The sequence below is a fragment of the Cupriavidus sp. KK10 genome (assembly GCF_018223725.1).
Taxonomy (GTDB): domain Bacteria; phylum Pseudomonadota; class Gammaproteobacteria; order Burkholderiales; family Burkholderiaceae; genus Cupriavidus; species Cupriavidus necator.
Genome location: NZ_CP073678.1, coordinates 780,089 through 792,300, shown reverse-complemented (window position 1 = coordinate 792,300; position 12,212 = coordinate 780,089). Strand labels below are relative to the sequence as shown.

At 67.9% G+C, this 12,212-nt stretch carries 11 protein-coding genes; 10 read left to right on the top strand and 1 reads right to left on the bottom strand.

Annotated features, from left to right (window positions below; translation table 11 throughout):
- The first annotated feature begins 211 nt into the window (after positions 1 to 211).
- From KB879_RS35005 to KB879_RS34990, 4 genes are read left to right on the top strand one after another with little or no spacing between them, the layout of a single operon-like run.
- The gene (locus KB879_RS35005) at positions 212 to 1,123 is read left to right on the top strand and encodes an SDR family NAD(P)-dependent oxidoreductase (protein WP_211984194.1); all 912 of its coding nucleotides are present in this window, start codon (positions 212 to 214) and stop codon (positions 1,121 to 1,123) included.
- Between the two features lie 58 nt (positions 1,124 to 1,181).
- On the top strand, positions 1,182 to 2,381 hold the full coding sequence (locus KB879_RS35000) for an acyl-CoA dehydrogenase (protein WP_211984192.1): 1,200 nt from the start codon (positions 1,182 to 1,184) through the stop codon (positions 2,379 to 2,381).
- An 8-nt stretch (positions 2,382 to 2,389) separates the two neighbouring features.
- A complete protein-coding gene (locus tag KB879_RS34995; protein WP_211984190.1) occupies positions 2,390 to 3,556 on the top strand; it encodes an acyl-CoA dehydrogenase family protein in 1,167 nt (388 codons plus the stop codon).
- Positions 3,553 to 4,008, top strand: a complete 456-nt coding sequence (locus tag KB879_RS34990) for a MaoC family dehydratase (protein ID WP_211984188.1) — start codon at positions 3,553 to 3,555, stop codon at positions 4,006 to 4,008. The genes KB879_RS34995 and KB879_RS34990 overlap by 4 nt, the downstream gene beginning before the upstream one ends.
- A gap of 87 nt (positions 4,009 to 4,095) precedes the next feature.
- Here KB879_RS34990 and KB879_RS34985 read toward each other — a convergent pair whose 3' ends face one another.
- A complete protein-coding gene (locus tag KB879_RS34985) occupies positions 4,096 to 5,298 on the bottom strand; it encodes an acyl-CoA dehydrogenase (RefSeq protein WP_211984186.1) in 1,203 nt (400 codons plus the stop codon).
- Between the two features lie 260 nt (positions 5,299 to 5,558).
- Here KB879_RS34985 and KB879_RS34980 point away from each other — a divergent pair, with 260 nt between their 5' ends.
- The 6 genes from KB879_RS34980 (at position 5,559) to KB879_RS34955 (ending at position 12,189) form a co-directional block, all read left to right on the top strand.
- Complete coding sequence (locus KB879_RS34980; RefSeq protein ID WP_249221526.1) at positions 5,559 to 6,398, top strand: enoyl-CoA hydratase/isomerase family protein; 840 nt, start codon at positions 5,559 to 5,561, stop codon at positions 6,396 to 6,398.
- Positions 6,399 to 6,758: 360 nt separating this feature from the next.
- Positions 6,759 to 7,973, top strand: a complete 1,215-nt coding sequence (locus KB879_RS34975) for a CaiB/BaiF CoA-transferase family protein (RefSeq protein WP_211984184.1) — start codon at positions 6,759 to 6,761, stop codon at positions 7,971 to 7,973.
- 48 nt (positions 7,974 to 8,021) lie between these two features.
- Entirely contained in the window at positions 8,022 to 9,164 is a 1,143-nt protein-coding gene (locus tag KB879_RS34970) for an acyl-CoA dehydrogenase family protein (RefSeq protein WP_211984439.1), read from the top strand.
- 13 nt (positions 9,165 to 9,177) lie between these two features.
- On the top strand, positions 9,178 to 10,197 hold the full coding sequence (locus KB879_RS34965; protein ID WP_211984183.1) for an acyl-CoA dehydrogenase family protein: 1,020 nt from the start codon (positions 9,178 to 9,180) through the stop codon (positions 10,195 to 10,197).
- Between the two features lie 23 nt (positions 10,198 to 10,220).
- A complete protein-coding gene (locus tag KB879_RS34960) occupies positions 10,221 to 11,405 on the top strand; it encodes an acetyl-CoA C-acyltransferase (RefSeq protein ID WP_211984181.1) in 1,185 nt (394 codons plus the stop codon).
- Positions 11,406 to 11,418: 13 nt separating this feature from the next.
- The gene (locus tag KB879_RS34955) at positions 11,419 to 12,189 is read left to right on the top strand and encodes an enoyl-CoA hydratase/isomerase family protein (protein WP_211984179.1); all 771 of its coding nucleotides are present in this window, start codon (positions 11,419 to 11,421) and stop codon (positions 12,187 to 12,189) included.
- Positions 12,190 to 12,212: the final 23 nt, after the last annotated feature.

Genomic DNA, 12,212 nt, shown 5'->3' with positions numbered 1-12,212 from the left:
CGCAGCCAGCCGCTCGTCGTTCCCGCCTGCGCAGGGAATGACAGTGGTTCCTGATGTCTTGACCAAACGGCATGGCTCCATAAGCTCCGTTCCACAGCTGCCACCCGCGACGGGTAGTGCCCCCCGCCGCCGGGCACGCAATCATGGCTACATCGGCAGTTGCTTGCCAAGACCGAAGTTTGTTCAACCGATCATCAATGGAGTACCAACCATGAGCTTGCTGGAAGGAAAAGTCATCATCGTCACGGGAGCCGGCGCCGGCGTCGGCAAGGGCATCGCGCTGGAAGCAGCGCGCCAGGGCGCGCGCGTGGTCGTCAATGACCTGGGCGTGAACATGGACGGCTCGGGCGGCAGCGCCGGACCGGCACAGCAAGCTGTGGAGGAGATCCTGGCCGCCGGTGGCCAGGCTGTCGCCAACACCGACAGCGTGGCCGACTGGGGCGCCGCGCAGAAGATCGTGCAGCAGGCGCTGGATACCTACGGCCGCATCGACGGCGTGGTCAATAACGCTGGCAACCTGCGCGACGTCATCTTCCACAAGATGACCGAGGACGACTTCGACGCCGTCATCCGCGTGCACCTGAAGGGCAGCTGGAACATGGCCCGCGCGGCCGCGCCGCACTTCAAGGCGCAGGAAAGCGGCGCCTTCGTGCACATGACCTCCACCTCGGGCCTGATCGGCAACTTCGGCCAGGCCAACTATGCGGCGGCCAAGATGGGCATCGTGGGCCTGTCCAAGTCCATCGCGGTGGACATGCAGAAGTTCAACGTGCGCTCGAACTGCATCGCACCGTTCGCGTTCACGCGCATGGTGGGCAGCATCCCGACCAACACCCCCGAGGCTGCCGAGCGCATGAAGATCAACATGCGGCTGGAGGCGGGCAAGATCGCGCCGCTTACGCTTGCGCTGCTCAGCGACCAGGCCAGCCATGTCAACGCCCAGATCTTCGGCGTGCGCAACAACGAGATCTACCTGTTCTCGCAGCCGCGCCCGATCCGCACCGCGCACAACAGCGACGGCTGGACCGTTGAGTCGTGCGTCGAACGCGCCATCCCGATGCTGCAGGGCAGCTTCATCCCGATGCACCTTTCGCGCGACGTCTTCCCCTGGGACCCGGTCTGAGCCTTGCCGTGGCGGTGGGCGCCTGGCCGCCCGCCGCCGGTTTCCGAGGAGACTAGCCATGGATTTTCAACGTGACCTGGGGCTCGAAGCCTTCCGCGAGGAGGTGCGCGCGTTTCTGCGCGATAACCTGCCTGAGGATCTGGCCGGGCGCATTCGCATCGGCACGCGCTCGCCGCGTGCCGAACTGACGCGCTGGCAGCGCATCCTTGACGCCAAGGGGTGGGGCGCGCCGTACTGGGCGACTGAGCATGGCGGCACTGGCTGGAGCGTGATGCAGCGCCTGGTCTTTGACGAGGAGTGCACTGCCGTGGGCGCGCCCTCGCAGGACACCGGCGCGCAGAAGCTGCTCGGCCCGGTGCTCAATGCCTTCGGCACGCCAGAACAGAAGGCTGAGCACCTGCCCCATATCTTCAGCGGCGAGCGCCAGTGGTGCCAGGGCTTCTCGGAGCCCGGCTCCGGCTCCGACCTGGCCTCGCTGCGCACGCGCGCCGAGCGCGACGGCGACCACTACATCGTCAATGGCCAGAAGCTCTGGACCAGCTACGCGCATCGTGCCGACTGGATTTTCCTGCTGGTGCGCACCGACACGGAAGTGAAAAAGCAGGCCGGCATCAGTTTCCTGCTGCTGGACATGAAGACGCCCGGCATTACCGTGCGCCCGATCGTCACGATCGACGGCTGCCACCACCTGAACGAGACCTTCTTTGACAATGTCCGCGTTCCCGTCGGGAACCTGGTCGGCGCGGAGGGCGAGGGCTGGAAGCTCACCAAGTTCCTGCTCAACAACGAGCATGCCACGGCCGCTGACCTGCCCATGCTGCGGCGTTACCTGGCCCGGATCCGGGCCTTGGCCACGCGCGACTGCCCTGCAGGCAGCGTGCTGCTGGACCGGCACGAGTTCGCGTTGCAGCTGGCGCGCTTCGAGGCCGAGCTTGCCGCCATTGCCACACTGGTGCAACGCGTGGCGGCGATGGAGCAGGACCACAGCCCCGCGGCACACGCGATGGGTTCCATCCTGAAGATCCGCGGCACCGAGCTGCTGCAGAAGATGAGCAGCTTTCTGGTCGATGCGCTGGGCGACTACGGCGCCGTGGCCTACCCGATCCCGCAGGCCGGCGCCGTGGCGCCCGCGCTGCCGGAGCAGGATGAGGCACGTGGCATCGCCAACGAAATGTTCTTTCGCCGCGCCTCGACCATCTACGGCGGCACCAGCGAGGTGCAGCGCTCCATCATCGCCAAGTCGATGTTCCAACTCTGAAACTGATCATGAACTTCAACCTGACTGACGAACAGCGCCTGCTGCAGGACAGCGTTCGCCGCTTTGTCGAGAAAGACTACGACTTCGAAGCCCGCACGGCACGGCTGAAGTCAGGCGAGCCGTGCAACGCCCGGCACTGGGCGATGTTTGCCGAGAACGGCTGGCTGGCGGCGGCATTGCCGGAGGCGGCCGGTGGCCTGGACGGCACCATCATCGACACCATGCTGATTGCCGCGGAGCTGGGCCGTGGCCTGGTGGTCGAACCCTACCTGGGCTGTGCGGTGCTGGCTGCGCAGACGCTGGTGGCAGGTGCCACGCCGCAGCAGCTCGAGACCTTGCTGCCCGCGCTGGCGGATGGTTCGCGCCGCTTCGCGCTGGCCTACAGCGAGGCGCAGTCGCGCGGCCTGCCTGAGCCGGTCGCGACCCGCGCCGAGCCGGCGCCGGGCGGCTACCGTCTGCACGGCACCAAGACCCTGGTGCTCGGCGGCTGCGATGCCGACGCCTTCATTGTCTCTGCCGTCCTGCCGGGCAAGGCCGGGGAGGCCGCCCTGTGCAGCCTGTTCCTGGTCCCGGCGGACACGCAAGGGGTCAGGCGCACGCCGCTGCCGCTGCATGACGGCAGCTGGGCCGCCGAAGTGGCGTTCGACGGCGCCCTGGTGCCGGCCGACGCGCTGCTGGGCGAACCCGGCACGGCGCAGGCCGCGCTTGGCCACGGGCTCACGCATGCGATCACGGCACTGTGCGCCGAGCTGGTCGGCGGTATGGAAAAGACCATCGAGATCACCGCCGAATACCTCAAGGTGCGCAAGCAGTTCGGCGTTCCCATCGGCAGTTTCCAGGCGCTGCAGCACCGCATGGCCGACATGGCGGCCGAACTGGAAGTGGCCCGCTCCATGCTGTATGCGCTGCTGGGGTCGATCGAGAACGACAGCGCCCAGGCGCTGGCGCGCACCGTGTCGCAGGCCAAGACCCTAATCAGCCGTGCCGCGCGCTATGTCTGCGGGCAAGGCATCCAGCTGCACGGCGGCATTGGCATGACCGAGGAATACACCGTCGGCCACTACTTCAAGCGCGCCGTGGTGGCGGACGTGCTGTTTGGCAACGCAGACTTGCACGAGGCGGCCAATGCCCGGGCACTGCAGGCAACCCTGACCGGAAAGGAAGTGCAAGCATGAAGACCTACGAGAACATCAGTGACCTGCAGCCGCTGGTCGGCGAAGTCATCGGCACCAGCGACTGGCTGGCGCTGGAGCAGGACCGCGTCAACCTGTTCGCGGACGCCACCGGTGACCACCAGTGGATCCACGTTGACCCTGAGCGCGCCAGGAATGGCCCGTTCGGCGTGCCGATCGCGCACGGCTTCCTTACGCTCAGCCTGCTGCCGGCGTTTTCCCATACCGCCTACAAGATTCAGAACAGCAGCACGGGCGTGAATTACGGCCTGGACAAGGTGCGCTTTCCCGCGCCGGTGCCGGTGGGCAGCCTGCTGCGTGCGCATTTCAAGCTGCTGTCTTTCGAGGCGCTGGAGAAGGGCGGTGCCCAGATGAAGGTCGAGATGACCGTTGAGCGGCAGGGGGGCAGCAAGCCGGTGTGTATCGCGGAGTCGATTGTCAGGCGCTTCCCGTAGCGCTACCCGGCCGGCTGCCAGGGCCGGCGGCGAGAACTCCGCCACGCCCGCAGGCTTTATCGCCTGCGGGCGTGCTTGTTTGCAGCCTCAGAAATGGAACAGCGTCCTGGCGATGATCGAGCGCTGGATTTCGCTGGTGCCACCGTAGATGGTGGTAGCGCGACGGAAGAACATCTCCGTGGCCACGCCCTGCGCGGTTTCCTGCGGCGGCAGCGTCGCGCCGGTAGGCGCTTGCTGCGCGTGCGGGTCAGGGTACGACACCGCGCCATGGTCTCCGAGCGACTCAACCAGGAATTCACTCATCTTCTGCTGCAGCTCGGTGCCGCGGATCTTGAGCATGGAGCCCATCGCATGCGCCGCCGGACTGTGGTCCTGCTCCATCTCCGCCACGCGCTGGACCATCACGGTGATTGCCTTCAGTTCCGCCTCATAGCGCGCCAGCCGCAGCAGGAACTCGTGGCGCTCGGCCAGCGTTACGCCGCAGGCGCGGGCCGTGCCTGCCAGCGCCTGCAACTGGCGGTGGAAGCGCCGCAGCGTGGGCAGGTCGGCGGTGGTGGCATGCTCGTTGTTAAGCAGGAACTTGGTCAGTTTCCAGCCTTCGCCCTCGGTGCCGACCAGGTTCCCGACGGGAACGCGAACATTGTCAAAGAAGGTCTCGTTCAGGTGGTGGCAGCCGTCGATGCTGATGATCGGGCGCACGGTGATGCCCGGCGTTTTCATGTCCACCAGCAGGAAGCTGATGCCGGCCTGCTTCTTGGTCTCGTTGCCGGTGCGCACCAGCAGGAAGATCCAGTCGGCCTGGTGGGCGTAGCTGGTCCAGATCTTCTGGCCGTTGACGACGTAGTGGTCGCCATCGCGCTCGGCACGCGTGCGCAGCGAGGCCAGGTCGGAACCGGAGCCGGGCTCGGAGAAGCCCTGGCACCAGAGGCGGTCGCCGTTGAAGATCGGCGCCAGGTGCTCGGCCTTTTGCTCCGGCGTGGCGAAGTAGTTGATCACCGGTCCCACCAGCTTGTGCGCGAAGGCGTCCAGCGAGGGCGTTCCGGCCGCGGCGCATTCCTCGTCGAACACCAGCCGCTGCGCCACGCTCCAGCCGGTGCCTCCGTGCTCTTTGGTCCAGTAGGGCGCGCCCCAGCCGTTGGCGTTCAGGATGCGCTGCCAGCGCACCAGCTCGGCACGCGGCGAGCGCATGCCGTCCTTGCGGCGCGGCATGTCCGCGGGCAGGTTGCGGCCAAGGAACAGACGGACTTCCTGACGGAAGCTATCCAGGTTCGAGTCGGGTTGGAAGTTCATGGGAAGTCTCTCAGATTTCGGCCTGCGGGCCTTGTTGATGCCTACACCTTATGCGGGCGCTGCAGCGGCAACGCCCCCCACCATTGGGGGCGGGGTGCTGCAATTAGGTGCCGATTCATAGTGAACGCGACGGTGCCCCCTTGAGATGAGGGGGGCGGCAAGGAAGCCGCGGCGCCACACTTGGATCCGCCGGCTCGCCAGCCCGCCTTCCAGGCGGCCGCAGGCGCACTTGCGTACCTCCACTCGGCAAAGGAAACAAGATGATGCAGGCCCAGCAGCTTCCCTTGCGGCATAGCCACCTCAGCATCGCGGACGGCGTCGCCGAATTCACGCACCAGCGCCCGGCGTCACGCAATGCACTGTCGCCGGAGATGCGCCAGGACTACCACGACATGCTGGACCGCGTGGAAGCGGACCGCAGCATCCGCGCGCTGATCCTGACCGGCTCCGGCGGGAGCTTCTGCGCCGGCGGTGACCTGAAGGCCATCCAGGACATTTTCTCCGGCCCGGACCCCTCGGCGCGCAGGCCGGAAATGATGCGCCGCCGCTTGCAGGACATCCACAAGTGGCTGCGGCGCCTGCGCGACCTGGAGATCCCGGTCATCGCCGCAGTGGACGGTGCGGCGGCGGGCGCGGGGTTTTCGCTGGCGCTGGCTGCGGACTTCGTGCTGGCCTCGGAGCGCGCCTGGTTCTGCATGTCGTTCGCCAAGGTCGGCCTGCTGCCGGATATGGGCTCGCTGTATGCGTTGCCGCGCGTGGTGGGCATGACGCTGGCGAAGGAACTGATGTTTACCGGGCGCCGCCTGGAGGTGGCGGATGCCCGGCGTTGCGGCATCGTGCATGCGATTCACCCGACCGACACCTTGCCCGAGCAAGCCAGGCGCTTCGCGCGGCGCTTCGCGGCAGCACCCCAGGAGGCGCTGGCGCTGACAAAGCGCGCGCTGAACCGGAGCTTTGAAAGCCCCTATGACACGCTGCTGGACCTGGAATGCCAGGCGCAGGCGCTGGCGTCGGCAGTGCCGTACTACGCGGAGGCCGTCGACGGATTCCTCAACGGCAAACCGGCGCGCTTTGACTGGGACCGGCAAACAGAAGCATAACCGGGCGCAGGTCGCGTGCGGTGGGCGCTTCAGTACCCATGCGCTGCCGCGCCGGCTGCTCCGGGTCCATGCAGGTTGTCTCCACGCCCGTTACCAGTCGGTGGCACGGGCTTTCGCTCCGGCACTTGTGCCGGAGTTTTTTTTTGTGGCTCGCCGCAGCCTGCAGCCTGTGGCGCCGGCCGCATCGCGATGAGCCATTCCATATGGCGCGCCGATACAGGCCATGTATTGATCGACACACACAAAGTATTTTTCACACGTCATCGCCCCACGTAGCATCCATGCCAGTACGTTTGGAGAAGACAAGATGACAAGCAACGCCCACAGTCCGATGCCTGTGACGCAGGCCGGGAGCCCCGCATGAGCGGCCCCCTGCATGGCGTGCGCATCGTCGATATGACGACGGTCCTGATGGGGCCCTATGCCACGCAGATCCTGGGCGACCTCGGTGCCGACGTGATCAAGGTAGAGCCGCCCGATGGCGACACCGTGCGCGAAGTGGGTCCGCGCCGCCATGCCGGCATGTCCGGCATCTTCCTGCATGCGAACCGCAGCAAGCGCAGCATCGTGCTGGACCTGAAGGAGCCCGCGGGGCGTGAAGCGCTGCTGCGGATCGCGGCCAATGCCGACGTGCTGATCTACAACGTGCGCCCGCAGGCGATGGCGCGCCTGAACCTCAGCTATGAGGAGGTGGCGAAGGTCAATCCCCGCATCCTGTATGTGGGCCTGTACGGCTATGGGCAGGACGGCCCGTATGCGGCCAAGTCGGCCTATGACGACCTGATTCAGGGTGCGGTGGCGATTCCCACGCTGGCCAAGCTGGCGGGCAGCGATGTGCCGCGCTACGCGCCCAGCGCGATCGCCGACCGCATCGTCGGCCTGGCCGCGGTCAACGCCGTGACGGCGGGGCTGTACCACCGCGAGCGCACCGGCGAGGGCCAGTCGGTCGAGGTGCCGATGTTCGAGACCATGGCGCAGTTCATCCTCGGCGATCACATGGGCGGGCTGACTTTCGAGCCGCCCATCGGCCCCAGCGGCTACTCGCGCATCCTCAACGAGCACCGCCGCCCTTACATGACGAAGGACGGCTATCTGTGCGTGCTGCTCTACAACGACAAGCAGTGGCGCAAGTTCCTGGCGCTGATCGGCCAGCCGGACCTGATGGACAGCGATCCGCGCTTCAGCTCGATTGTCGAGCGCAACAAGCATATCCACGAGCTGTACAGGATGGTGGCCGAGATCATGCCCACACGCACCACCGCGGAATGGACTGCCATCCTGGAAGCGGCTGACATGCCGGTGATGCAGCTGCATACCGTGGACTCGCTGCTGGCCGACCCGCACCTCAATGCGGTGGGCTTCTTCGATGTGGTCGAGCACCCGAGCGAGGGCGCGATCCGCTCGATGGCGGTTCCGTCCAAGTGGTCGAAGTCACCGCCGCAGGTCACGCGGCAGGCGCCACGCCTGGGCGAGCACAGCGCACAGGTGCTCGGGCAAGCCGGCTACAGCCAGGAACAGATCGGCGAGCTGGCCAGAGTGGGCGCAACGCGCCTGGCCGATGAACCTGCCGCCTGAATCCAGAACCAGATACCGGGAGCCACTTTGAATTCGACCTTCGACACCATGCCGCTCGTCACCATCCCGCCGGAAGATGAGGCATTGCGCGGCACGATCCGCCAGTTCCTGCAATCCGCACTGAGCAAGGTGCCGGTGCCGGTGCGCGCGCGCACCTGGATGGGCTTTGACGCCGATTTCAGCCGCGCGCTGGGCCGCCAGGGCTGGATCGGCCTGGCGCTGCCGCCCGAATATGGCGGCGCGGGCCGCAGCGCCTTTGCCCGCTTTGTGCTGGTGGAGGAACTGATCGCCGCCGGCGCGCCGGTGTCGGCGCACTGGTTTGCCGACCGCCAGACCGCACCGCTGATCCTGCGCTATGGCAGCGAAGCACAGAAGCAGTTCTTCCTGCCGAAACTCATTCGCGGCGAGATCTTCATCTGCATCGGCATGAGCGAGCCGGATACCGGCTCGGACCTGTCATCGGTACGCACCCGCGCAGTACGCACCGAAACCGGCTGGCGCCTGAACGGCCGCAAGATCTGGACGACCAATGCCCACCGCGCGCAGTACATGTGCGCGCTGGTGCGGACCTCCGGCCAGCATGGCGACCGCCACAAGGGCCTGTCGCAGATCCTGATCGACCTCAGCCTGCCCGGCATCACCGCGCGCCCGATCCGCGACCTGGCCGGCGACAGCCACTTCTGCGAGGTGGTGTTCGAGGACGTGGACCTGCCGGCCGGCGCGCTGATCGGGGAAGAAGGCTCTGGCTGGAAGCAGGTCACCGCGGAGCTGGCCTTCGAGCGCAGCGGGCCGGAACGCATCCTGACCAGCCTGATGCTGGCCGAGACCTGGCTGGCCGAGGTCAGGGCCTGCGGGCTGCCGGTACCGGATTCGGTCAAGGCCATCGCCGGGCGCATCGCGGGCCGCATGGCGGTGCTGCGCGCCATGTCGCTGGCCGTGGCGGCGCGCCTGGACCGCGGCGAGAACCCGGAGATCGATGCTTCCTATGTCAAGGACCTGGGCACGGAGTTCGAGCAGGCCGTGCCCGGCTGGATCAGCGAGGCGATGGAGCAGATGCCCGGCTTTGCCCCATCCGACGACTTGCTGCGGGCGCAAGCCTATATCACGCAGCTGTCGCCCAGCTTCTCGCTGCGCGGCGGCACCCGCCAGATCCTGCGCGGCATCATCGCCCGCTCCCTCGGACTTCGCTGAGATGAAAGACACGATGACTGATTCCCTGATGGAGGCCTTCGAGCGCGCGCTGGCCGGCTTGTGCACCGATGAGCATGTACGGCGCAGCGAGTCCGGCCAGGATGCCGATGCGCAATGGAACGCCATCGATGCGCTGGGCTTCACCGACGCCCTGGTCCCGGTGGAGCAGGGTGGCGCCGGCCTGTCGCTGACCGATGCCTTCCCGCTGTTCCTGGCCGCCGGCCGAGCCGGCCTGAGCCATCCTTTTGCCGAGACTGTTTTCGCCCGGGCCATCCTGGCCAGCACCGGCCATGCGCACCAGGGCGAGTGCATCGCAGTCGCCCCCGCGGTGCCCGTGTCCGGCGATGCCATCGTGTGCCGCGACGTGCCGGGCGGCGCGCTGGCCCACCAGGTGCTGGTGGGGTGGCGCGGCGAATGGCTGCTGATGCCGCGCAGTCTCGCCCAGGCCACGCCTGGCACCTATCGGCCGCAAGCTTCCGCCACGCTGCGTTGGGCCTCGGCCAGCCAGGCCATCCTGCGCATGCCGGCCGGCAGCGCCGACGTGGCAGCCGTTTGCAACGCCGCCCATGCGGCTGGCATGGCCGGCGCCATGACACGTATCCAGGCCATGAGTGTCGGGTATGTCAACGACCGCCAGCAGTTTGGCCGCGCCATTTCGCAGTTCCAGGCCATGCAGCAGGAACTGAGCGTGCTGGCCGAGCAGGCCAGTTCGGCCACCTTCGGCGCGCGCCTGGGCTGTGCCGCGGATGGTGTCCTGCCCGCGCCGCTGCTGGCGGCCACCGCCAAGCTGCGTTGCTGCGAGGCAGCCAGCCGTGTTGCCGCGATTGCCCACGCCGTGCACGGCGCCATCGGTATCACCGAAGCGCTGGCACTGGGCCTGTTCACGCGCCGCCTGCACGAATGGCGAGCCTGCGCGGGAACGGAAACCGCCTGCGCCACGCTGCTGGGCGACGCGCTGTTCGTCCGGCACACCGGCGGCGGACAGGAAATCCTGGACTTCGCGCGGCAGCAGCTGTCGCCTGCCGCAGCCTGACACCAGAACCCTTGACACACACCATGCAGAAGACTGATTCCATCGTTGTCGTCGGCGCCAGGCGCACCCCGATCGGCGCCTTCAATGGCGCGCTGGCGCAGCATACGGCACCGGAACTGGCGGCCGTCGCCATCCGTGCCGCTGTCGCCCAGGCCGGGGTCGACCCGGCCAGCGTCGACGAAGCCATCATGGGCTGCTGCCTGTTCGCCGGCCTGGGCCAGGCGCCGGCGCGCCAGGCCGTGCTGGGCGCGGGCCTGCCGGTGTCTACGCCGGCCACCACGCTGAGCAAGATGTGCGGCTCGGGCATGAAGGCCGTGATGCTGGCGCACGACCTGCTGCTGGCCGGAACCTGCACGGTGGCCGTGGCCGGTGGCATGGAGTCGATGACCAACGCGCCCTACATCGTGCCGCGCGGCCGCCACGGCTACCGGCTGGGCCACGGCCAGTTCCTGGACCACATGTACCGCGACGGCCTGGAGGACGCCTATGAAGGCCACCTGATGGGCCACTACGCCGACCTGTCCGCGCAGGAACGCGGCGTCGGCCGCGAGGCCCAGGATGCTTATGCCCGCGAAAGCCTGCTGCGCGCGCAGCGGGCCGTGCAGGAGGGCGCGTTTGATGAAGAGATTGCGCCAGTCAGGCTCAAGCGCAAGCAGGAGGAAGCCCTGCTTGCGCGCGACGAAACACCGGGTCAGTGCGACGCCGCCAGGCTGCCGGCGCTCAAGGCCGTGTTCCGCGACGGTGGCACGGTCACGGCAGGCAATGCCTCTTCGATCTCGGACGGCGCCGCCGCGCTGGTGCTGATGCGCGAAAGCGATGCACTGCGCCAGGGGCTGACCCCGCTGGCGCGCGTCGCTGCCCATGCCACGCATGCGCAGGCCCCGCAGCAGTTCGTGGATGCGCCGGTCGCCGCGATCCGCCGCGTGCTGGCCAAGACCGGCTGGAGCGCGCAGGACGTGGACCTGTACGAGGTCAATGAGGCCTTTGCACTGGTGGCCATGGTCGCACTGCAGGAGCTGGGTATCTCGCACGGCCGCCTCAACGTCAATGGTGGCGCCTGCGCGCTCGGCCACCCGGTCGGCGCCACCGGCGCGCGGCTGCTGGTGACGCTGATCCACGCGCTCAGGCAGCGTGGCCTGCGTCGCGGCATGGCCAGCCTGTGCCTGGGCGGGGGCGAGGCCACCGCCGTGGCGGTCGAACTGTGCTGAGCGGGGAACGGCGATGAGTCATCTGCATGAACTGCGCGGCACGGTGGGCTGGCTGACCCTGGACCGGCCCGCCGCCATGAACAGCCTGAGCTGCGAACTGATGCGCGGACTCGATGCGCAACTGCGGCAGTGGCGCGACGACCCCGCGGTGCGCGTCGTGGTGCTGACCGGCAGCGGGCGCGCGTTCTGCGCCGGTGCCGACCTGAAGGAGGTGTCCGCGCCGGCGGCGGCCGGCGAAGCGGATTTCATTGACGTGGCGACCGGGTTCTTCGCCACGCTGCGGGCCTTTCCCAAGCCGGTGATCGCGGCGGTCAACGGCCTGGCCGTGGCGGGCGGCCTGGAGCTGGTGCTGGCCTGCGACCTGGTGGTGGCGGCCGAGTCGGCGCGCCTGGGCGACGCGCACGCCAATTTTGGCGTATTTCCGGGTGCGGGCGGCGCGGCGGTGCTGCCGCGCAAGCTGCCGGTCAACGTGGCTCGCTTCCTGCTGTTCACCGGCCGCACCTTCACGGCCGCGCAGATGGAGCGGCACGGCCTGGTCAACGAGGTGGTGCCCGACAGCGAACTGGCCGCCCACGCCCAGGCGCTGGCCGAGGAACTGGCCACCCGCAGCCCGCTGGTGCTCGCCCGCATGAAGCAGGTGGCGGCCGAGGCCGCCGACAAACCGGTTGCCGACGCGCTGCGCCACGAACTGCTGGCGTTCCGCACGCACCAGCGTTCCTACGACATGCAGGAGGGGCTGCGCGCCTTCGCGGAGAAACGCGCCCCCGGCTTCAAGGGGTACTGACCCCGCCCATCAACCGGAAGGAC